This is a genomic window from Burkholderia sp. AU45388 (assembly GCF_030481585.1).
GTDB lineage: Bacteria > Pseudomonadota > Gammaproteobacteria > Burkholderiales > Burkholderiaceae > Burkholderia > Burkholderia sola.
Map to the genome: position 1 here is coordinate 50,722 of NZ_JAUJPV010000028.1, position 20,411 is coordinate 71,132.

Genomic DNA, 20,411 nt, shown 5'->3' on the forward strand with positions numbered 1-20,411 from the left:
TGAGGGGGCCGCAAGGCCCCTTTTTCATTGGTTCTTGGGGTCATCGTTTGCAACGTCCGCGCTCGGGAGCGACTTGACTCCACGTGAGTCATCTGCAGAACCGCGCCCGAGTCGGCTCGCCGAAACAAGAGCGCTCGGGGAAGTCGCCCCGCCGCTGACAGCAGACTCGTCGCGCGGAGCAGATGGGTCGCCTCCGCGGTCATTGCCGCCCGGAAGAGTCACGATCCGGAAGTCCGATTCGGACAGGCGCGGTTGCGTGGCAGGCGAGCCCGTGCCGGTTCCAGCCGCTTGAGCGGCTTCACGCGTCGGGCCAGTTGCCGTCGTTCTCGGATGCAGGAAGTTTTCAACAGCTGCCGACGTCGATGTTGTTCCAACCGGCCCGGTCGGTTGAATCGAGTTCACCCATGCTGTGAGCGGCGCCTTATCGTTGGAGGCTGGCGTCGCCGCCGGCGACGGAGAGAGCGGGCGACCTGGCGCCCGCTCAGGCGTCATGAGTGGCTTGTTGTCAGCCGAAGGGTCGACATGATCATGCACCTGCTTGATCGGCGCGGCGGACTCGCTCGCGACCCGTTGCTGCATAGCATCCACACGCTGCTGAGCGTCCGTCACGATTTCGGGAATCGGCGTCGCAACATCCAGCGGTGCCGTGTCAACTGGCCCAACCGCACCCGCAAATCGCTGGAACGACGCGGGAGCACTTGCACCAACACCGGACTGGTTGCGATGGTTCTGACGAACGACATCCGCCCCGCTCGCGGGCAGAGCGGCCCCATCGCGAGCCGTGGTCGGCAACGTCGAGTTGCGCGACACGATGTCGCGCATCGCTGCATCTTGGGCGACCAGCTGAGCGATCTGCGGAGAGGGCAGGGTCATCAGTTGGCTGTATCGCATGCCGTTGCGCGCAGCGACCGCTTGCAGGTTCTCCGGCGTCATCAGGTTGGTCGAGGTGTCGACGCGCGAAACCACCTGCGTCGATCCGCGCTGACGCACGTCTGCGCTACGAGTGAGATCCGCAGCGACACGCGAGCCGGATGAAACCTGGTCCGTCAGAGAGGCGGAATGGTCGCTGCGAACGTGCTGCCCTGACTCCATCCCTGTCGAGTCCGAGTGGATCTGTGAGCCTTCGCGGCTAACTTGATCGCTTTCGGTATAGGCTCCCAAACTGCCGTACTGATCGACGAACTTCTGTGCATCGGAATTTCGCCAGAAGTGCGTGTAGCCGCCCTCACCCGAAACATCGAGCCCGAGTTTAAGGCTGGACCGTCCCTTTCCGGTGCCCCCGCCGGTCGCGAAATCCGCAGCGCGAACCTTCGATCGATACGCGTCGCGCACCGCCTGCACTTCTTGTGGCGTTTTCCCGAGCGACTCTGCCTTGCGCGCCAGTCGGTCTTCTTCAGCTTGATTGAATAGAGGCGAGTTCCCTGCGGGGTTGCCGGATCCCTGCCGCCCATTGCCGCTCGAGCCCCGACCATTGCCACTTGCCGACCCACCACCGCCAGCTCCGACATTGCCGGCCGGTTGCGCATCATCTCCAAACGACTTATCGAAGCCACCGCCGAGCATGATCGAGCCTCTTCCGCCAAGCGACGTTTGCCCTTCAACGGAATGTGCCTGATCGACTGAGTACTGCTGGTCGTTCGACGTCCGGCGCTCGCCGGACCGCGTCGAGGAGGCCCTCGTCCCAGAGCTGGCCTCATCGGCGAGCCGTTGCGAGCTTCCCCGTTCTTGGCTGCTTGAGACGCTGTTCGTGCTGGATGCAAGCTGCTCCCGGCCGGCGAACGTGGAATTCGTTCGGTTTGCCGCGACACCTGTCGAGGTGTCGGTGCCGAGCGACCGCTCGAATGCGTCCTGGGAGGTGGCCGAAACGCCGAGGCTGTTCTGAAACTCGGTGCGAGCGATCAGGCCATTGGCAAAGTTCGTGAAGGCCGAGCCGGTTCCGGTATCGACGTTCATCGACCCGGTGCGCGATTGCACGGTGTTGTCGTACTTATTCGCCGAGGTCACGTTACGCGACGCGTTATCGATCGACGACGAATCCATGTGCACGTTGCCGATGTTTTCGTCGCCTTGCGCCTGCTGGCCACCGATCTGTTGAGCGGACCCTGTAAGCGCGCCGCTCAGTTGAGAAAACGCACCTACAACGCCGGCCGATGCGAAGTTCAGCAACAGCCACGCAAGGGGAGGCGTAATAATCACCATGTATCCAAGCAGCGCCTGCTCGTCGAGCAACGTCTGCCCGAACTTCGCCGCCATGCCGAACGGCACGCCGGCCTGCAGCGACATCGAGCGCATCTCATGGCTCAGGTGAATCAGCGAGAGCCCGTTGATGACCGCGAAGAGCATCGGCCAGACAGACACCCATGCCACCGTCTTGGCATACATCGCGAGGATTCGTTTGGCCCCATCCGCGCCGCTGATCAGGCAGAGCACCAGAATGAGCGGGAAAACCGCATAGATGATCGCTTCGGCATAGTTGCGAACAGTCGGCAGCGTGTTCTTGGCCAGAATCGCCATGGAGGCAAGCGAACCGTTCGTCGCCACTGCAGCCTGGGCCGAGCTCATCAACGCGTTGACCTCGGCCACGCGCGCCGGATCGCTCAGCATCGCGGGCAGCTCGGCGCCCGCCTGACGCCACACGTTGTTGAACATTGCCTGGCGCAGCGCCGACGACGCGTTCTGCGACGACTGGAGGATGAAGCCGTACGAATCGCCGATCGCGTTGACGAATTCCGACTTCGCCATGGAGGGGTCGGCGATCTCCGGATACATCTCGCTGCCATACATCTGCTCGGCCGCTTGCTCGGCGTCCTGTACGCGCAGCAGCAGCAAGGTGCCGGTCGCGGAACAGGTGTCCGTCGTAGGGTTCGCGGTGAGCGTGTTGGTCGTCACGTACCGCGCCGGGCTGGTCGACGTGAACACGGTATTGAACGGATCCGTGCCGTTCATAATCGTCTTCGGATCAATCGCGCCGTCCTGGATGTCGTAGACCGTGCACTCCTTGAAGAATTGGATAAGGTCGGCGTGCAGTCCCGGATCGGTGATTTCAGCTTTGTTCACCTTTTGCAGTACGGAGATGCCGAAACCCACATCGCCCTTTTTCAAGGTAAGCGTATCCGGCACGGAAAAAATCGTTTCGTATGCCTGCGTCAGTACACGCGATATGAGCGTGAAGCTCTGAGCAACCGCAGCGAGATATGCCGGGACGTGATCCACCTCCCGAGTCGGCTGCACGTTGTTGACGTCGGTGATGAACACGTTCTCAATCGGCAGCAATAGCAGCTGCGTCATCAGCATCGCGGCGGCGAACCAGCGGAAGATCTCATAGCCTTTCCGACCGATCGCGACAATCGTCCAGATCACCACGCCACACAACAGCGTGTAACGGATGAGACCTGACCAGGTGCCGCTACCCATGAAAGACGCGATACCCTGCATGACGTAGTACAAGGTATCGACGTTCCCATAGGTGTCGATTTCCATGTTCATTGAGTGCTCCCGCCATTCAACGTCTGGCCAAACGCCAACGAGTTCCGAAGGGAGGACGACACATTCGCGTGTACGGCACGCTCGATCGATTGGAGCTGCTCGACCAGCTGCCATGCATTCGACGTCTGGCTGAACGCTTGCATCACGACGCTGCGCGCTTCCGATTCCACCGTATCGATGTTGGTATTGAGCTTCGTGGCCTCGTCGAGTAGCGACGTACTGGATTTCACCGTGCCGTAACGCGCGATCGCTCGACGAAGATCTTCAGCCGATCCGTGGATATACGCTTCGGCATACTTGGCAGCGATCAGCGACTGGTAGGTACTTAACAGCTGGTCGGCAAGAGACGAATTGTTCAGACGCGTGCCGACCGCGATCATTTTGTAGACCGGCAGGTCCGTCATGCTCAGGAACCGAAACGTATCCGCCGGGTTCGGGATAGCGGAGCGCGACGCAATCGCATCTGTGATCACCTGCAGCTTTTGCTGTACCAGCGTACGGAAGGGGGTGTACCCAATTTCCTGGACGGAAGGATTCAGACATTTCGACGTCTCGTCGCACACGTACACCTGGATCGTCGTGCCGCTGTTCGCAGCGGGATCGTTACCGACCAGCTCCTGCACCGTGAGGCTACCGATTCTGGGCAGGAATACGGGGTTCACCTCCGTGCCGCCCGAATCCGACGGGTCGGGGAAAATGACCGTACCCACCAGCGACATCAGGAATTCGCGATCCGACGTGCTCAGGTCCGGCAGCTGCTGCAGCGCCTGCCACGTCACATTGCCGTACGGCTGCTTCGCCGCGAGGTTGGAATCCGATGCAGTAGCCGTGTTGATCGTCTGCGCCGCTTGCGCTGAGCTGTTTCCTGTATTTGTCCAGGCATCGGTCATATCCGAATACAGGTTCGTGAATGGCCCGAGCGTGTCGGCCAGGTTCGCCTGCTCCTTTTTCCATGCAACCGGCGTCACGGCATTGACAATGCCCTCGGCGGCCTGGCACGAGTCGATATTCATCCGGTTGACGTCGCGCGCGATGGCCTGCAGCGACTGCATGACGTTGTCGCAGGTCGGGCAGAGGTTCTGTAGGGCGAGCTTGAATGCGTAGCCCAACGCGTTCGAGCCGATGTTGCGCAGCAGCGCGACAAATTGCTCTTTGTTGATGAAGCTGAACCCGCCGGTGAACAAGTCGATCCCACCGCAACCCGCTCCCCATTCCGGGGCCGTGACACTCGCGAGCTGGTAAGTCTTGTGTGGCGTGCGCATGAACACGCTTCCGCCGCTGTACATATCCATCGTCTCGCCCTGCAACGCCCCCGGGCTCGATACGTTGCCCATGGCGTTGATTGAGTCGAAGACCTGCTGCATCGACATCGCCTGCGCATAGACCGGGGCGATGGCAATCACCGCAGCCGTCAGTGCGACAATCCAGCTTATCGGTTTCATCAGAAAAGCTCCCCAGGCTGCGAGGCAGTGAGAACGAAGATGCGGTCGATGATGTCCTGAAGGGACATCGTTCCCGAGCCGATCATCGCGTGGTCGCCAGTCTCTTTCGACGCGATGAAGAGGGCGGGCACCTGCTGCACGCCCCAGACCGACGCCTGCCCGTGGTCAGGCGTCGGGTTCGGAAACTCGCCGATGCCTCGCCCGTCCAGAGAGACCGGCAGCACGTCGATGCCATAGCGCTGCGCGAGCAGCACAATCGTCGGGGCCATCGCATGACAGTACGGACAGTCCGAGCGGAAGAAGAAAATCAGGCCGTGCTTCTGCGCGAGCGCGCGCAGCTGCCCCTCCTGGTCGGAATCCCGGGTCCGGTCGTAGGTGTGGACGGCTACGTTATTGGTAGGACGCTTGAGCGAGTAATCGAGGCTCGGGTTCTGCCATACGACGCGGCGCCATTGATCGGCAAAGACCGCGCTCTTTTGCTGGACGTACTCCCAGAGCTTGATGTACTCCTTGATGTGCTCAGGCGTCGGGTCCATGTTCGCGACGTCGAGTCGGTGCTTCAGTGCCTCGCGCATCTCGTCGGCCGACTTGATCTGGTCGAAGTCGTCGGAATCGGCCGGTTTCGCCGCGCTCGCACCTAACGGCGCCGCAGGCTTGTCGTCATCGCAGTACCAGTTGAATTTCTCCTGCCCGTCGCAGCTCCAGGCGGACTTGTAGTCCAACCCGTCAGCATCCGCGATAGGCGACACCACCAGCGCTGCAGGAAGCAGGATCGCTACCGCGAGCCGGAAGCCACGGAATGCGCTCATGGCCGGCTCCGGTGCGCGTCGACGTCAAAGCCGGCGTCCATCAATTGCCCGAGTGCCTGCTCGAGTTGCACGTCTGCGAAGCCCAGGGACTGCGCCGCCTCGACCTGTTCGGCCGCATCGGATTGACCCCGCCGCCAGCCGAGCATCCAAAAGAATTGGCTTCGAACCCTGGGCTTGTGCGACACCGCCGCTGCGCCCATAAACGCACGACGTGCGTTCCGCCAGGCGAGAGCCGCGGCAACCAAGTTCGAAATGCAATGTCGCTGATACGCAGCAAACTCGCCCAAGTCGTCGTCGCGCTGCACGTGACGCTGTACGACAGGAAGTCGGCCATCCTGCTGCTGGCTCGGCCCTGTCGACGCCGGCGCGGGTGCCGTCGGGATATTGACGACACCGCTCACGGGCCGAGGCGGTTTGTCCCACTTAGGGGTCGACCATGGCTCACCGGAGAAGTGATGCCTTTGGAAGGCTGCGAGAAGCGCGGCATAGTTGTCGCCCACGGAAACTGCAATCGCCTTCAGACGTTCGAGGTCGTCGCTTCCATTCCGATATACCCGGGAATCGTCGGAGTAACCGAAAAACCAGTCGTGCTGATCGAGCATGTCGTAAAACTGTTCGATCGTGGGTCGGTGGATTGGCGCCCCCGAGCTCGGGGGCGTCCCGTCAGACAAATCGACCGAATCCGCGACTGCGTCGTCATCGAGCTCGATCGTCGTACCGGGCGCCGGCGCCGCTCCGTCGACAACAACGAAGCTGCCTTGCCCCATGACCTGATCGTAGTTCGTCACGCAAACATCTGCGATGGCGTCCTCGAGCAACACGGAAATGGCTTCGCGCGACGGCGCAGCGCCGCGCGTTACCCGGAAGGTCGCACGGTCACTGCCGGCGCCAGCAAAAAGATGGCTCGGAAAGTCGGGCGCCGGCGCGGAGCGCATGCTGGTGATCGTAATCTGGAGTCTCACTTCACCTCTCCTTCGCGGCTTGCGCGACTACGCTCGGCACTCTGCCGTCCGATCGAGTCGAGGCGTGTGCGCAACGCGAGAGGCGAGGGCGGAGACCAGACGAGGTCCGCAGCAAGCGTAATGGCGGCAGCAACGAGCCACGCGACGAACAAGCCGTGACCAACCCGACGAGCGAGAGTGGCGACGGGAACGTCATCAGTCCGCCAGTGCATACAAATGGCCGACGGCGAATACTGAGCCGCGGTATCGGCGCATGTCCGCAGTCGGATCGTGTCCGGATTCGTGCCGCTTCCAGCAGCCTGTTCGAGCACGGTCGTTGCCATACCCGTGAACGACCCGAGATTGAGCGCTGCGAGCCCGGCGACTGGGACGGCCGCCGGCACGATGATGAAAGTCACGAAGAGGCGCCGCACGTAGCAGGGAAGGCTGGCCCGCAGCGCCTGGGCCCAATGGGAGCGGGAACGCGAAGGGGGAAACATGCTTTCGATGGACATTTCAACGCTCCTGCGTCGTGAGGGTTCTGAAATCTGCAAACAGTGGCCGGTGCTGCGTCACGGTGTATCTCCTGCGGGTTTCGACGGCGTCGCCGGCGTCAAGCCGATCGGCGGGACTCCATCGCGGCAGTAGTTCATCTTCACGTCCAGGCGCCCGATGGTTTCGCCTGCCTCCGTCTGGACGCCGCGGATGTCGAACAACACATCCAGTCGCTTGCAGCCGGGCCGCGGCAAGTCGCCGATCGGGCGAGCCGTGACGTAGACCGGGCCGTTGGCGTGCAGCTTGGTGATCAGTGAACTTGCAACGGGCCCACGCAGCGCGCCAAACGCCGATCCGTGATCGATCGCGTCGATGAGTACTGCACTGAAGTCGTCGTAGCTGCCGGCGAAAGCGGCGGCCGGCAGCGCAAAAATCGCAGTAGCAAATGCTGCGGCGACGAGGCGCTTCATTGGGATACCCCTTTGCCGCTTCCGACCGATTGCCGCACGCGCTGCAGAATCGCGTCCTCGTCGACGGCCTTGGACTGGATCGAATTGACGAACTCGGTAAAGTCGATCTTCGAAAAATCGATACGCTGCAGTTGGTCGGCCGTGAAGCCGCCGCAGCCGGCGAACGGGATGCCGAGTTGCGCCTTGCCTTGCTGGTTGACGAGCTTCGCGATCAACGAGTTGAAACAGCAGTAGCTCTTCTTTTCCTCAACGCACACACCGAGCACGCGTTTAGAGCAACCCTGGTTGTACTGAACACAGAGGTTTTGCCCGCGTTTCAGGCTGAGCACCTGCTCGTCTGGAGAACATGCGAGCCACATCTGGATCAGCTGCGCAGCGATCTCGGCCGCGAACACGTACGGATTGAAATCGGCCAGTTGAACGCCGTTGGTCAGCGAGAACGAGAAACTGAAGCCGTAGGCACCAAAGGTCCCGGAGGACGACAGCGCCCTGTCAGCCCACGCGCCCATCTGCAGCAGACCAGAGTTCACGATCGAGCTATCGACCGTTTCGTACAGCTGGTCAAAGACATACTTCGACCCTAGCGCGATGCCCTGTTTGGCCGCCGTTCCGGCAACCGACAGTCCGGCACTGACCGCGGCGCTTCCGATCGCATTGTTCGAGTAAGCGGCGCCGCCACCGTTGCTGGTGCAGCAGCTCTTGATCTCGAGGCCGCCCAACACCTTGATCGAGCAGTTGCTGTCGTAGCCTTTGAAAATGTTCACGTTACCGCCACCGACGCCGTAAGCGCCGGCTTCGCGCCCGGTTTCCAGCCCCGCCACGACCTTGCCGAGCGCGCCGTCGGCACCACTACTCGACGAGAAACATCCGGCGCCCGGTGCGCACATCGTGTTCGTGCATTGGGTGACGGTCGTCGTATGCGCCGGCGTATCGAGACACTGGTAGGTGTATTGCATCGTGTCACAGCTTCCCGGCACCGCGTCGTTGTATGACACACACTGCTGGTTCACCAAGCCGCAGCCTTGCTGCTGCAACGGCGTGCAGTCGTTAACAGTGGAAGCGGCTTGGCATTCGTAGGTGTCCTGGTAATTCCAGCAATCCTGGTAGAGCGGAATCCCGTTGATGACACGTGTGCCGGCCGGCTCGATGCAGGTTGAGCCGGTGCGCTGGCAGGTAGGCGCGGCATATGCTACCGGCACGACGAGCAGGGTGACCGTCATTACACTGCCGACAAGGCAGACCGCGCGCGCGACGAACGTTAGAGCCCGGATCTTCATTGGGCGGCCCGCTGTTCAAACGAGCTGCACTGGTCGATCCAGTTCGACGTGCAAGTTGCGGTGCAGATCTGGTTCAACGTCAGCTGGACTCTAGCCTGGCCACCGCCCTCAAAACCGTATCCACCTATCGCCGCTTGAATTTCGACGGTATTGATGCCCTCGTGCAGATACGAGCGGATGTCGGTGTTGGGCGCAATGGTCGACGGGTTTCCCTCGTACTCGCTACCGAAGGTGAAGAACGGTCGATACTCCGTGAGGCCGCCGTCTGCCGTGAAGGCAGTTTTATCCGAGCACACGCTCCGAATGCCGTTGTAAATCAAATTGTGTGTGAAGGTCACACCAGGCGAGGATGCGGCAAGATAGCCAGTGGTCTGCCGTCCATCAATACCGCCAGCCGACGCCGGCAGCGTCGCCTCCCCGCATTGGAGAATACGGCCGCCGTCCGGCGCATCGGTGTAGACCGTGACGCCGTTAATGTCGACGCTGCGCAGCGTATTGTTTGCCGTGATCTGGCTGATGACTGCGGTACCGATTTGACCAAGGTTCTGGACGCTGAAGCTCATCGAACCGGACACGGTCAGTCCGTTGTAGCCTGAGTTGTCGTGATAGCCCGTGTCTGCACCGAAGTTCCAGAGCGCAGAGTTCGATGCCAGGCGCGCGGCAAACCCGCCGGTGAAGCTTCCCTCGACGACCCCGCCAGCGGCGCAGCCTTGATAGGGTTCGGTGCAGACGGGGTCATTGATGCGGTTGCAGGTATAGGTTTGCGTACCCACGGCCTGCTCGCAGGTTTCCGTCCGGTAGGTCGCCGGCACCGTCGACGTCACGTTGTGGCAGTCCTGCGAACTCGTCGTAGACCCGGGGTTATTGATCGTGCCCTTGCTTCCGGTCACGATCGGATCGCTCGCGGTGATCGGCATGCGATTGGGCGGCTTCTTCGCGAGGTAATTCACGGCATCGCATTCCTGACGCCAGTAGGCACTCGGGTTCGCTGGCTGCGTCGAGCAATCCGCTTCCTTCCCTGACCCGGCCGGCCCGAGACTGCCCTGCCCACCGCCATACAGCGGCGTCAGCTCGCCGTCCTGGTTCGTGTAGTTCGGCACGTTCGAGCCACCGCCGCTGATGCTTCCGTGAGCCGCGTTCATTCCTGACTTACCGAACGACTGGCCTTCCGTAAACGCAGTCCCGGTAGATGGGGCGTCCGCAGCAGCGCACACGGCGACCGCAGCCAGAGCGGTCGCGATGGCCAGTGGTGCGCTTCGGCGCAGGGTTGCCCGCATTCCGTTCATTCGACATCCCCCAGTGCACGGAGATATCGCTCGGCGATCCCCCCGTAGGTAGGGCTGTGGTCGACGATCTGGCGCAGGGCATACGCGGGCGTCACGTCTCCCGACAAGGAGACGTACAACGCCGGCAGCGCACATCCGCTGCTGTCGACCTGACTGTTGGCGTCTCCACCGCGTGTGACGACATAGGCGGGCACACGGGCGATGCGATACTGCGTGAACGCCTTCGGGTTGACGACGATGCCGCCGGACGCAATCCCCAGCCGCTGCATTTCAGCGGCCGTCGCCTTCAGCGAGTCGTTCTTGAAGCCCCGGAACACCACAGTTCCGCCGGCCTGATTCATGGTCTTCACCAGGCGTACCAGCGAGGCAGCGGGCATCGAGAAGCTCGCGAACGCGACGAAGGAGTCGGTCACACGACGCTGCGTACGGCTTTCGTACCGTTTGGCGACGGCGACCGGATCTGCACCGGCGGCGGCTGGCGCCGGCGTCGGTAGGTTCGGGAACGCGTTGCCATCGTGAGCTGCCTTTTCTGCCGCCTGGGCCATCTGCCGATCGCGACTGCCCTGGATACGGCTCATCTCGGCATCAATCGCATCCGACGATGGCATCACGCCGCGGTAACGCGCGGTGCCGCTGGCTGCCTCATCGAAGGTCGCTCGGCGCGTGGTATTGATCTGTTGCTGCTCACGCGCGAGCGCGTCATTCGACACGGTTTGTGCCGACACGTGAACGGCCGCAAGGGCGATCGTGCCGGCGGCTACGATGGAGAAAGTGAGCGGACTCATTGGGGCAGGTCTCCGAGGTTCGCACCCATGCAGCAGTTGCGCTTGCGGAAAATCTCGTACGCGAAGTCCTCCCCCGTGTACGGGATCATTTTTCCGGCGCCCCAGAGCGCCGACGTGCGGCCATACGGCTGACAGCACTGACCGTTGATCTGGTCGGTTTGCGCAACGGGGTAGAGCATCGTGTACTTGTATTGGGTCTTGTCCATCACGGGCTGCAGGTAGTAGCCGCACATCGCGCCGTCACCTGTCGTGCCCCACATCAAGCCCTCGCGATGCAGCTTTGCGGTCATGCGCTCGACCAGCAGGGACGACGCCTGGATCGCGGACACATGCGCCTGCACGTGACCGTTGAATGGATAGATCGAGCCGTTGCAGCCTGCGCACCAGAAGAGCAGGTTGCTGCCGAAACCTAGGCTCGAGAGTACGCAGTCACCTGCGCACGCGGCCTGGGCGATCGGACTGCCGAACAGGTAGGTCTCCGGCTCAAGGAGCATGGTGAGATCGTCGTCGCTCCAGGTCGGATCGACTTCGGTCATGTACGCGACGTCGAAACTTCCCGTCTCCATGCATGGATCGTCGAGCAGGATCTCCGTGTAGTACATGACCGGATCGGTGTACCAGTGCACCTGATAGAAGCTCTGCTTGGTGTCGTCCTTCTGCTCGCGCACCTCCCCCTCCGGGGCGTGGATGCCCGGGTTCAGCGAGATCCCGCCGAGCGACACGAAGCAGTAGGGCGAGCGCGTGACGTCGACGCGCCGGATCGGCTCCCAGAAGCTGAACTTGACGCCGAACGTGCCGTTACAGAAGCAGAGGAATCCTCCCGGGTTCGGGGTGTCGTCCTGGCCCATATTGAGGAACGTGACGCTACCGATGGCCATCGGGAAAGCGCATTCCCAGCAGATATCCGTGATCGGATTGGCGAATCGGCCGACACACTGACCCGCATCGGCCGGCGCCGAGAACGAGAAGCAGCTGGCAACCAGCGCGATCGCGAGAATCCAGCGGCGAAGGAGAGGGCGCATGCTCATGAAAGCAGCTCCCGCATCGCCGGATACACGTGGAAGACGAAGTCGATCAGGTTTGCGCCGACGTGATGGCCAAGGCGATAGACGATCGGCAGGAGGATCACTGCAACACCGCCGGTCGCCGCACCGGCAACGCCCCAAGCGGCGACCCAGACCACACGTGACGTTACCGTGGCTAGGATGTCGAGCAGCTTCGCTCCAATCGAACGACGTGCGGACTCAACAACGCCAGAGACGGGAAGAGGCTCATCCAATTGGACCGTATGGGTCGATTCGACGCCGATACCGAGGGCGGCCTTCACCCCCTCCTCGATACGACCGATCAGCTCAACGGCTTCGACCTCGCTCAGTTGCTCGGCGAGGACCGCAGCAGGACGGTGGATATCGTCTACAGCACCCGCCACAACACGAAAGGTTTCCCCACTGCTGTCTCCTACGATCTGGCGGTCAGGTTGAACGGATAGACGAGCGACCCTGCTGTCGTACGGGCTCGCGCGCCAGTAGTAAGTCGCGAGCACACCCTTGCCTGAAACGACGACCTGATCATTGGTGACGTCTACGACATACCGCTTCGGCTCGACTGTCGCATTGAAGTGCTGAAGAGCAGCAGCGCCGTCGTGGGGCGAGTTCTTCTCGACGACGTCGATAACGGCCGGGTCGGCAGTGAAGTCCAGACGGTCATAGTTGTTCATCGCGATTCCGATAAATTGGGAGGTGACAGGTGGTTTGGTCGCCGGGTCAACGCAGTTGCTCCGCCGGTTCTTCCTCAAGAAGCAGTTGGTTGCCGCGCTGGCTGATGACGGCCGGCACGCGGGTGATCCCGAAACGCTGGCTAAGTCGACCCTGCTGATCGAAATACACTTGCCGTTTCCACGACTTCGTCAGGTCAAACCACGAACCAGCAGTCAGGATCGGTTTGATGGAATCGCCGGAGCGGGCCGCGAGCGCCTGAACCGCCTTAACCTGAGCCGGATCACGGCCGTCGAAGAACACCAGGCGCTCGTGCAACGTGACAATGTCGAGCGGATTGATACGCGTGCCGGCGGCGACAATCACGGCGCCCTCGTCATTGGTGACGGGTTTTGAGTAGGTGACCGTCGGATCGATCAGGCGACTCGAGTACTCGCTGACGGTTGAAATGCCCGGTACCGGGGGCAGGGACGTGACGTCATGCAACGCGCGCTGACGTGCGCGGCGCTCGACGGTCGCCAGCCCACCATTGGCTTGCAGTTCGAGCAGGCGACGCTTCAGCATCGCAATTGCGTCATGCTCTGCGATCGGATACGTCGGGCCAACCACGCCTAAGTCGTCCGCGACCGCGGAGATTGGGGATGCCGCGAGCGTCAATGCCGCGATCCACGTGACGGCCGGGCGTCGCACAAGCCATCGGAACTGGAGCCGAGCAACGAGGGAGCAGGTCGACGTTATCGCCGTTTCCAATACTTGAAGAACTGAGAAACGAGGGGTGCTACTGCCGTGCAGATATGCCAGGCGCCCACGAGCATCACACCAAGCCAGACTACGGTCACGACGGCCAGCACGAAATGCATATTCCCGGTGACGAATCCGACGCAAATCAACACGAGGGAAATCAACAAGCAGACAAGTTCCAGCATTGGAATCTGAGCCTCCATTCGAAGGGTCGGCCGGCGGGATGAGGGCACGGCAGCGGTTAAAAAATTTCATAGGCCTCCCCGACGATTGCGGTTTGAGGAACGGTGCCGGCGATCGAGTACCGCGAATCGAGGCTGTTCGGGTTCGGCGTGGCTACAAAGTAGTGTCCGGGGGGAATCACGCCGTCTTCGGTTGGAAACAGCGCCATCCCTGCAAGCGAGAGCGGCTTGGCGTAGCCGATATAGGTCTGATTCACCCAGACGTTGCGACCAAGGACGTGCACGACATCACCAGGCTGGCCCGCCACGTGTTTGATGAAAGTCAGTCCCGCGGGGTAGGTCGCCCCACCGTGCCACCGAAATGCGATGGTGTCGCCGAGGCGTGGCCGAAATGTGCCCTTGCGGATGAAGTAGAGCGTCCCCGGCAGACTCGTCGACATGTTGAACGTCAGCCCATACCAAGGCGTGAGGCCCCATGCGACAGCCGCCACCACCGTCAGGGCGCCCACGGTGCGAACAAACCGTCGATAGCGAGCCAGGCCGCTGGAGTAGGCGACGACCGCGATCACTGCTCATCTCCGCGAAGGTCGGTTCTTGCAACATTCGCGCACGCCGATCGACGCAAGACGATATGCGTCGTTACGTTTGCAAGCGCCGCCGCACAGGTACTGGTCGAGGCGGCCAGATAATCGCCAATGTCGGTCGGTGCAAATCGTTCGCGCGCCGTTTCTGTTACAAGCGTGCGCGCAGAGAACCGGCGCAGCGCCGTCGATCGGAGAAGAGTCATTTCGCGATCCTCTTGGCAATCAGGTCCGTGAGATCGGGCGCATCACCTGCGAGCACGGCGGCTTTGTTGATCACCACGCAGCCGCACTGCGCGCCGAGCTGGTCTAGCGCGACCGACAGACGTTTCGCGTAATCGCCGGCGTGTTGGGTCGCCTTGTTCTTCGCGTCGTCCGTCATATGGACGAGATCGCCGTTATTGAAGGTCTTCAGCAGCGTTTCTTGCTCATCGCTAATGAGCTTCTGCACGTCGACCACGACGACAGGCGCAACTTTTTCTCGTTGCGTCCAAAAGTAGACAAGCGGGGATCCCAGCACCAACGAGGCGCCGATGGAGATAAGACCAGTGAGTACGAGGTCGTGTCGCATGTTCATTTCCGTTTGGCTTGAATCAGCGCGCGGATGGCGTCTTCGGTCGACGTACCGCTGGTACGCAACCGCTCCATGAATTCGTAGTCCGGCCCCTTGGTGGTTGCCATGGCCAGAGTGAATTCGTCGGGGATATGGCGCAGCAGGTGATTGCCCCCGTTCGGGTCGACAAGGACGAACTCGCTATAGCGACCGGGTACCGGGCGCAGCGACTTCAACATGCGCTTCAATCCCGGTGAGAGATCCATCACATCGCCCTTCTCAATCTTCTTGAGCGTGTCGTCGCTTTGCTTGAGGTGGAACTTCCATGCGGAGTTGTCGAAGGCGGCCTGCGTAGCCTTGTTCATCCCAGCATCGGTGATCCCCTGCGTCGCGAAAAAGAAGCTGCCTTCGTATTTGCGCGCACGCCGATAGCCTTCCTCCATGAAGTCGGCCGATTCTTGATCGTCACCGACGATCTGCCAGCCCTCGTCCTGCAGGAACAGCTTCGGCCGCGACCGGTCAAAGCGGTACATTTCGTTGGTGACCTGATTGGTCAGGCCGAGCATGATCACCGTGCGCAGTTGGGGATCGCTGTTGAGGTGCTCGAGCTCAAGTCCCACCACTTCGTTGTCGAGCCGTACGCTGGTACGCCCGTTGACGTAATCGCCGTAAACGCCCCCTTTGCAGAACGGTTCGAGACGCACGGCAAGCTCGTACGCGATGCGCTCGGGTTGCCCGTTCTGGTCCTTCAGGCTCAGCAGGGCGTCCCGCACTAACGTGGGACTACCTTCCTGGCCGTAGTCCTTCCATACGATGCGCACTGCGACATCGAGCAATGCGCCCTCGAACGGAGTGATAGGAGCAGTCGGCGATACCATGCGCGCGATGATCGGCCTGATGAATTTCACCTCGCTATCGAGGCCATTTTCGGTATCGACGCCCGCAGTGGAAAACGCATTGATGACGATTCGCGACCCAGGCTTGAAGTCGATGTACTGGCCGTCGCCCATGTCGATCTGCTTTTCATACGAGTAGCCCACATCGCAGATCCGGACGATTCCGCCGACCGAGCGAAACGCTCCGATAATTTCGTTCAGGAGCACCGATTTACCGGCGCCGGAAGTACCATCCACAAAGCCGTTGTAGTTCGTTCCGCTCGAATAGATGTCTACGAGCGCGGGTGTACCGCGGCGCCCAAAAAACAGCAGGTTGGCTCGTCCACTGGTACCCGACCACTCGCCAAGCACCGGCGCCATGTCGGTCGCATTCACGGTGGTCTTGGTCGTAATCAACCGAAACTTCTTGAGGTCGTCCCGCATGTCGCTTGTCAGCATCATGGGCAGCGCCGACAAGAATGTTGTGAGCTGCTGGGTTAGCATCGGGAACAGCTTGAAGCGCTCCGAGCGCCAGATCCCCTTGGCGGCCGCCACACACTGCTCCATCTTCTTGCGCGGGGCGAAGAGCGTCAGCGTGTGATAGAGCTCACACATCGAGCCGCCTTGCGTGAGCTGCATCGAGACGGCCTTCCAGTCCTGGTTCTGCAGGGCGAGTTCCGGCTGTAGCTTCGCGATCTTCGACTCGGCGTTCTGTGTCGCGCGAGCACCACGCAGAGCGGCCCGTGTCTCGACGGCGGTCTGATCGAGAATCAGGACGCCGAGCGTGATCAGGTACGGGCAGGGGTATTGATGGACATCGTTGAAGAGCGAGCCTACGATGTTGTTCATCTCCCACAGTTCTTTGCTCTTCGGATACTGGTGCACGCCAAAGCTACGCACGGCGATGCGCGCGTCGGGCTCGTCCGCCTCCTCAGGCGGCACGCCATAGAGCAAATGCTTCGCCTTCACACGCATGTGGTGACCGAAAGCCGTCAGCTGGTCACGAATGGGCCTGTCGTCGCTGTACGTCTGATCGATCGTTTCGGGCCCATCGCCAAAGAACGCATTGGGGTTGAGGATCGGCCAGAGAAAGCGAAGCAGATCGTTGGGCTCGGCGGTACGGCTTGCCAGGCTTGCGGAACTCAACGTCGCGCCGACGACGTCGCGAATATTCTGGATTTCTTCGATCAGCTTCAGATCGTCGAGCGAGCCCTTGCGCACGATCGAGAGCAACAGCCGCTTGTCGGTGATCGAGTAGTTCTGGCCCAGAAACAGCGGCTGGCCGAGTTTGCCGCGGATGAATGTGGCGCGGCGCTCGGCCTGCTCCAGATAGAACGAGGGTGCACGTCCCGCCTCGGCGTACTCGCGCCGAAGGTCGACGTAGGCGTTCAATGACTCCTCGATGATGGGGTCGCCCAGCAACATCCATTGGAGCCCATAGCCAGCAGGAACCGAGTCGTATAGGCCGTGGAGACTGCGGGTCAACTCCGCGTCAGCGCCAGTCTGCGGTGCAACTGCAAGCACGAAGCCAACCGAATCCGTGTTGTAGTAGAGCTCGGTGGCGGGGTCGTACTGGTCATACGGCAGCAGGTTATGAAGTCCGACTGTCTCGATGCGTCGCTGGTCCGCGGCAACGGGGGCAGGCGGTCCGAGATCTTCCTCGGTGCCGAGAATTGCTTCGCTGATCGCTGTTCGCGCGAGCGATCTCGCGTCATCGATCCAGGCCTGCAAGGTGCTCATCGATGGCTCCTGGATCAGTGGTCAGTCGCTGCGGGCATCGCAGCCGCTGCACGGTCGACTGCGCCGGCAGGCGTGAGAATTCCCTGCATGACCCGATCGGCACTCGAGATCGACCCTGACGTCGAGTCGGTGTTCGGGCTTGAGGTAGCTGCCTTGCTGCCGCTACTGCCAGCATCCGGCGCAGGTGCCGGCGGCATCACCGGCCGGAACGCGGCCTGGATGCGCTGCTGGTTGTGCGCGATAGACCAGTGGCCAGGATCGACGATCAGATAGACGTATTCCTGATCGTGCAAGTCGGAGTCCGCGTCCTGCCACGGCGCGAACCAGATCCGCATCTCGCGAGAAGCCGTGTGAACCGGAGCGCCGCTGTCGAGCGCTTTGGGGAGAATTCCGGCGGCGCCGACGCGAGAATTGCTGCCGACCGCAGCACCCGATGCACTCGACGCCGAGGCAGGATCTCCGGCATAGCTGCCGAGCGCGATATTCGTCGTCGCGCCGGCGCTCGTATGCACGCGCTGGTCGGGCAGGTTATGCGCCATCGCGTTGGCATAGATGCCGGACATGCTGCTGCAGAGCACGCCTTCAGGCGCCTTACAGGCGAATTGCGAGCTTGCGTCGTAGCCGCTGAAGCTGCAGCCGGTCAGGCCGAGAAGAGCCGCAGACGTGGCGAGCATGATCTTGTTTTTCATAGTCACTTCGCTCCAAGCCATTGATCGATTGCTTCGGCGCTGGCGGCGCCCGGCAGCACCCTCCCGTCCTCGCTCACGAGCGCTGGCGTGCCGGAAATTCCCATGCTTGCGGCCAGGGCTTCGTTCGCGTCGATGGGATTTGCGCACGACACGAGCTTCGGCTCGACGCGTGGCGGGGCAGGTGTCTTGGCAGCACCGCCCCCAGCCGGAGTCGATCCTTGGTCGCGCATCCAGCGCGACAATGCGAGGGGCATCCACGCATGCCAGGTGGCAAGCCTGTCGTCGGCGCACCAGATCGCTATGGAATGCGCGCGAGCACGCGGATGAATCGATTCGAGCGGGTACATGAAGCGGTAAATCGTGACGTCCTTGAGCTTGGAGAGGTCATCCTCCAAGACCAAGCAGTAGGGACAATCGGGATCGTCGAAGATCGCGAGCTTGCGGCGGCCGGTGCCATGAACCTCGACGAACGCGTCCTGAAGCCGATCGGCTGGAAACCGTACCTTCTGCAGTGCTTGCTCGAGCGGCACGGTCAGATCCTGTTGCGTCACCATGTCGAAGAGGTGGCCAAACAGGAAGTACCGCCCGGTGACGTCCGTATAGGCAACCTTGTTACCCATCACGACCTCATAGATGCCGGTCGACGGCGTGGCGGCGACCTCGCGAAACGGGGTAGCCGGGTAGCGTGCATGGAGCGCCGCCTTGAGCGCAGCTACGCCGGGATCAAGGTTCGGGTCGGCCGGGTTGATCTGCGACGTGGCAGCCGGACCGACGGACGCCGGGACACCGACTTCAGAGCTTGGCCCGGCGACGCGCGCCGGAACCGTTGAGGTACCCTGGGTAGTGCAGCTCCACGCGATGCACGTCGTCATCAGAAGAGCGAATGTGAGTTTGGCCTGTTTCATTTGATTGTTGAACATGTTGAGGACGACGTGCCGGCGGCGAACGTAGGCGCCGACGCTGGAGGGACGGTCATTTGGCGAGATGGATTCGGGAAAGCGTGATGCTTGACCCCATGGATCACGCGACCGGCGAGCTTCTTACCGACGCTCAGCATGTGGGCGTCGCCTTCGTCGAAGGCAGTCGGATCGGTGCCATCGTGAACATGGCCGGTTCGTTTGACCCACGCTCCGGACCGGGCTGCGTCGAGCTGGGCATTGGTCGCCTCGACGCCCGGCATCCATTGCCCCCACTGCTTGAAGAAGAACGGAACGCCCGCGCGATCACATTGATCGCGAAGCTGACGGGTCCATACGGGATGAGAGATCCTCGCGCCGCGACCGCTTTCGCCGCCGGTGATCACCCAGTCGATCGTGCTCGGAAAGTCGGAGTGGTTCGTGAAGCCGCCCTTCGGGGCATTCAATGCTGCCGACGGCGCGCCGGCGATGTACGGCGCTTGATTCCAGTACCCGCCGCGCAACACGTCGACGCGGTGGCCCTCGATCCCGGGCCACGCGACGGACTCGAGGTCGACGGGGCCGAGCAGCGGCTCCAACGACAAAAATCGCAACGATGCCGGTGTGGTGAGGAGTTTCGGGATATCCCGGTCTGCCTCAAGCTGGTTCACGACGGTAGCGCCGAGCCAGACGTTGGCCGGAGCGCCACCAAGAAACATCTCGTCCAGCATCGCCCGCGCGTTGCCGATCCGCTTCGTCAACAGCAGCCAGACGAGCGAGGGAGTTGCGAGAATGAGTCGGCCGAACGCAACGCGCGCCCCAACTGGGGCCGCATTGTCGAATGGGTCGCACACGCTCGGAAATACCTTGAGCTGCTGGCAAGCCGCCAGCGCCTGCGCATTCCAGCGAAGCGGTTTTTGCCAATGAGTGGGACCATAGGTGCGCCGCGGCGCGCCTGGTCCCCAGTTCTCGCCGCGGCGCAGCCAGCGGTTCATCCCCTCGGCGTAGCAATGGTCGCAACCAGGGCCAACTTTCTGGCAGCCTTCCCACGGCGACCACGTGCGGTCGCACCACTCGATCTTGCTGATCTCAGTCATCGCCGCACCATCATGCAAAGGTCCGCCCGGCGCTTGATCTCAGCCGCGTATACGGTCAAGTCGCCGGTCAAAACAACATGCGTGCGCGGTGCGGCCGGCACTCCGACATACTCTTCAACAGGGAAATCCAGAGTCCGCTTATCTCCAGCAATGCAGACGTTGTAGCCCCGCGAATTCGGAACATGCGCAATCGAGAGCGTGCCCTGCGCGACCATCGCCTCGAGCAGCGGGCGGATCCGTGCTGCGCTCAGGTGAAACTCGCTTGCCAACGCGTAGGCTGCATAGGCGACACGTGGGCGCATGGCAGCAAGTACATCGTTGGCAGTCGGCATATATTTGGCGCGCGGCATA

20 protein-coding genes are annotated in these 20,411 nt (G+C 61.8%); all 20 read right to left on the reverse strand.

Going from position 1 to position 20,411, the window contains the following annotated elements:
- Window positions 1-24: 24 nt before the first annotated feature.
- The 20 genes from QZM72_RS31320 to QZM72_RS31415 all read right to left on the reverse strand — a co-directional run bounded on the left by QZM72_RS31320 (window position 25) and on the right by QZM72_RS31415 (window position 20,410).
- Window positions 25-3,486, reverse strand: a complete 3,462-nt coding sequence (locus QZM72_RS31320; RefSeq protein WP_301740013.1) for a conjugal transfer protein TraG N-terminal domain-containing protein — start codon at window positions 3,484-3,486, stop codon at window positions 25-27.
- On the reverse strand, window positions 3,483-4,928 hold the full coding sequence (locus tag QZM72_RS31325) for a conjugal transfer protein TraH (protein WP_301740014.1): 1,446 nt from the start codon (window positions 4,926-4,928) through the stop codon (window positions 3,483-3,485). The genes QZM72_RS31320 and QZM72_RS31325 overlap by 4 nt, the downstream gene beginning before the upstream one ends.
- The gene (locus tag QZM72_RS31330) at window positions 4,928-5,737 is read right to left on the reverse strand and encodes a conjugal transfer protein TraF (protein ID WP_301740015.1); all 810 of its coding nucleotides are present in this window, start codon (window positions 5,735-5,737) and stop codon (window positions 4,928-4,930) included. Before QZM72_RS31330 ends, QZM72_RS31325 begins: the two co-directional genes overlap by 1 nt.
- Window positions 5,734-6,699, reverse strand: coding sequence for a hypothetical protein (locus QZM72_RS31335; protein WP_301740016.1), 966 nt, complete (start codon window positions 6,697-6,699; stop codon window positions 5,734-5,736). The genes QZM72_RS31330 and QZM72_RS31335 overlap by 4 nt, the downstream gene beginning before the upstream one ends.
- The gene (locus QZM72_RS31340) at window positions 6,696-7,193 is read right to left on the reverse strand and encodes a hypothetical protein (protein WP_301740017.1); all 498 of its coding nucleotides are present in this window, start codon (window positions 7,191-7,193) and stop codon (window positions 6,696-6,698) included. The genes QZM72_RS31335 and QZM72_RS31340 overlap by 4 nt, the downstream gene beginning before the upstream one ends.
- Before the next feature lie 57 nt (window positions 7,194-7,250).
- Window positions 7,251-7,643, reverse strand: coding sequence for a hypothetical protein (locus QZM72_RS31345; protein WP_301740018.1), 393 nt, complete (start codon window positions 7,641-7,643; stop codon window positions 7,251-7,253).
- Entirely contained in the window at window positions 7,640-8,863 is a 1,224-nt protein-coding gene (locus QZM72_RS31350) for a conjugal transfer protein TraN (protein ID WP_301740019.1), read from the reverse strand. The genes QZM72_RS31345 and QZM72_RS31350 overlap by 4 nt, the downstream gene beginning before the upstream one ends.
- A gap of 53 nt (window positions 8,864-8,916) precedes the next feature.
- A complete protein-coding gene (locus QZM72_RS31355) occupies window positions 8,917-10,197 on the reverse strand; it encodes a hypothetical protein (RefSeq protein ID WP_301740020.1) in 1,281 nt (426 codons plus the stop codon).
- Between the two features lie 5 nt (window positions 10,198-10,202).
- Window positions 10,203-10,991 carry a type-F conjugative transfer system pilin assembly protein TrbC gene (trbC, locus tag QZM72_RS31360; RefSeq protein WP_301740021.1) on the reverse strand — a complete coding sequence of 263 codons (789 nt, stop codon included), beginning with the start codon at window positions 10,989-10,991 and terminating at the stop codon, window positions 10,203-10,205.
- Entirely contained in the window at window positions 10,988-12,019 is a 1,032-nt protein-coding gene (traU, locus tag QZM72_RS31365; protein WP_301740022.1) for a conjugal transfer pilus assembly protein TraU, read from the reverse strand. The genes trbC and traU overlap by 4 nt, the downstream gene beginning before the upstream one ends.
- On the reverse strand, window positions 12,016-12,708 hold the full coding sequence (locus QZM72_RS31370) for a hypothetical protein (RefSeq protein ID WP_301740023.1): 693 nt from the start codon (window positions 12,706-12,708) through the stop codon (window positions 12,016-12,018). The genes traU and QZM72_RS31370 overlap by 4 nt, the downstream gene beginning before the upstream one ends.
- A gap of 46 nt (window positions 12,709-12,754) precedes the next feature.
- On the reverse strand, window positions 12,755-13,372 hold the full coding sequence (gene traW / locus QZM72_RS31375) for a type-F conjugative transfer system protein TraW (RefSeq protein WP_301740070.1): 618 nt from the start codon (window positions 13,370-13,372) through the stop codon (window positions 12,755-12,757).
- A gap of 316 nt (window positions 13,373-13,688) precedes the next feature.
- The gene (locus QZM72_RS31380; protein ID WP_301740024.1) at window positions 13,689-14,198 is read right to left on the reverse strand and encodes a S26 family signal peptidase; all 510 of its coding nucleotides are present in this window, start codon (window positions 14,196-14,198) and stop codon (window positions 13,689-13,691) included.
- Window positions 14,195-14,416: a hypothetical protein gene (locus tag QZM72_RS31385; protein WP_301740025.1), complete on the reverse strand. Its 222-nt coding sequence runs from the start codon at window positions 14,414-14,416 to the stop codon at window positions 14,195-14,197. The genes QZM72_RS31380 and QZM72_RS31385 overlap by 4 nt, the downstream gene beginning before the upstream one ends.
- The gene (locus QZM72_RS31390; RefSeq protein ID WP_301740026.1) at window positions 14,413-14,781 is read right to left on the reverse strand and encodes a TrbI F-type domain-containing protein; all 369 of its coding nucleotides are present in this window, start codon (window positions 14,779-14,781) and stop codon (window positions 14,413-14,415) included. The genes QZM72_RS31385 and QZM72_RS31390 overlap by 4 nt, the downstream gene beginning before the upstream one ends.
- Window positions 14,782-14,783: 2 nt before the next feature.
- Window positions 14,784-17,378 carry a type IV secretion system protein TraC gene (gene traC / locus QZM72_RS31395; protein ID WP_301740027.1) on the reverse strand — a complete coding sequence of 865 codons (2,595 nt, stop codon included), beginning with the start codon at window positions 17,376-17,378 and terminating at the stop codon, window positions 14,784-14,786.
- A 14-nt stretch (window positions 17,379-17,392) separates the two neighbouring features.
- Entirely contained in the window at window positions 17,393-18,067 is a 675-nt protein-coding gene (gene traV / locus QZM72_RS31400) for a type IV conjugative transfer system lipoprotein TraV (protein WP_301740028.1), read from the reverse strand.
- Window positions 18,068-18,069: 2 nt separating this feature from the next.
- Window positions 18,070-18,987 (reverse strand): DsbC family protein, encoded by a 918-nt coding sequence (locus QZM72_RS31405; RefSeq protein ID WP_301740029.1) that lies wholly within the window; start codon window positions 18,985-18,987, stop codon window positions 18,070-18,072.
- The gene (locus tag QZM72_RS31410) at window positions 18,969-20,060 is read right to left on the reverse strand and encodes a phage Gp37/Gp68 family protein (RefSeq protein WP_301740030.1); all 1,092 of its coding nucleotides are present in this window, start codon (window positions 20,058-20,060) and stop codon (window positions 18,969-18,971) included. The genes QZM72_RS31405 and QZM72_RS31410 overlap by 19 nt, the downstream gene beginning before the upstream one ends.
- The gene (locus tag QZM72_RS31415) at window positions 20,057-20,410 is read right to left on the reverse strand and encodes a hypothetical protein (protein ID WP_301740031.1); all 354 of its coding nucleotides are present in this window, start codon (window positions 20,408-20,410) and stop codon (window positions 20,057-20,059) included. Before QZM72_RS31415 ends, QZM72_RS31410 begins: the two co-directional genes overlap by 4 nt.
- Window position 20,411: the final 1 nt, after the last annotated feature.

Excerpts from the sequence above, each read along its gene's own strand:
- QZM72_RS31325 (WP_301740014.1), bottom strand. The coding sequence starts at position 4,928 with ATGAAACCGATAAGCTGGATTGTCGCACTGACGGCTGCGGTGATTGCC.
- QZM72_RS31370 (WP_301740023.1), bottom strand. The coding sequence starts at position 12,708 with ATGAACAACTATGACCGTCTGGACTTCACTGCCGACCCGGCCGTTATC.
- QZM72_RS31340 (WP_301740017.1), bottom strand. The coding sequence starts at position 7,193 with ATGTCCATCGAAAGCATGTTTCCCCCTTCGCGTTCCCGCTCCCATTGG.
- QZM72_RS31350 (WP_301740019.1), bottom strand. The coding sequence starts at position 8,863 with ATGACGGTCACCCTGCTCGTCGTGCCGGTAGCATATGCCGCGCCTACC.
- QZM72_RS31390 (WP_301740026.1), bottom strand. The coding sequence starts at position 14,781 with ATGCGACACGACCTCGTACTCACTGGTCTTATCTCCATCGGCGCCTCG.
- traU (WP_301740022.1), bottom strand. The coding sequence starts at position 12,019 with ATGAGCATGCGCCCTCTCCTTCGCCGCTGGATTCTCGCGATCGCGCTG.
- traV (WP_301740028.1), bottom strand. The coding sequence starts at position 18,067 with ATGAAAAACAAGATCATGCTCGCCACGTCTGCGGCTCTTCTCGGCCTG.
- QZM72_RS31320 (WP_301740013.1), bottom strand. The coding sequence starts at position 3,486 with ATGAACATGGAAATCGACACCTATGGGAACGTCGATACCTTGTACTAC.
- traC (WP_301740027.1), bottom strand. The coding sequence starts at position 17,378 with ATGAGCACCTTGCAGGCCTGGATCGATGACGCGAGATCGCTCGCGCGA.
- QZM72_RS31405 (WP_301740029.1), bottom strand. The coding sequence starts at position 18,987 with ATGTTCAACAATCAAATGAAACAGGCCAAACTCACATTCGCTCTTCTG.
- QZM72_RS31330 (WP_301740015.1), bottom strand. The coding sequence starts at position 5,737 with ATGAGCGCATTCCGTGGCTTCCGGCTCGCGGTAGCGATCCTGCTTCCT.
- QZM72_RS31355 (WP_301740020.1), bottom strand. The coding sequence starts at position 10,197 with ATGCGGGCAACCCTGCGCCGAAGCGCACCACTGGCCATCGCGACCGCT.
- QZM72_RS31410 (WP_301740030.1), bottom strand. The coding sequence starts at position 20,060 with ATGACTGAGATCAGCAAGATCGAGTGGTGCGACCGCACGTGGTCGCCG.
- QZM72_RS31385 (WP_301740025.1), bottom strand. The coding sequence starts at position 14,416 with ATGACTCTTCTCCGATCGACGGCGCTGCGCCGGTTCTCTGCGCGCACG.
- QZM72_RS31345 (WP_301740018.1), bottom strand. The coding sequence starts at position 7,643 with ATGAAGCGCCTCGTCGCCGCAGCATTTGCTACTGCGATTTTTGCGCTG.
- trbC (WP_301740021.1), bottom strand. The coding sequence starts at position 10,991 with ATGAGTCCGCTCACTTTCTCCATCGTAGCCGCCGGCACGATCGCCCTT.
- QZM72_RS31415 (WP_301740031.1), bottom strand. The coding sequence starts at position 20,410 with ATGCCGCGCGCCAAATATATGCCGACTGCCAACGATGTACTTGCTGCC.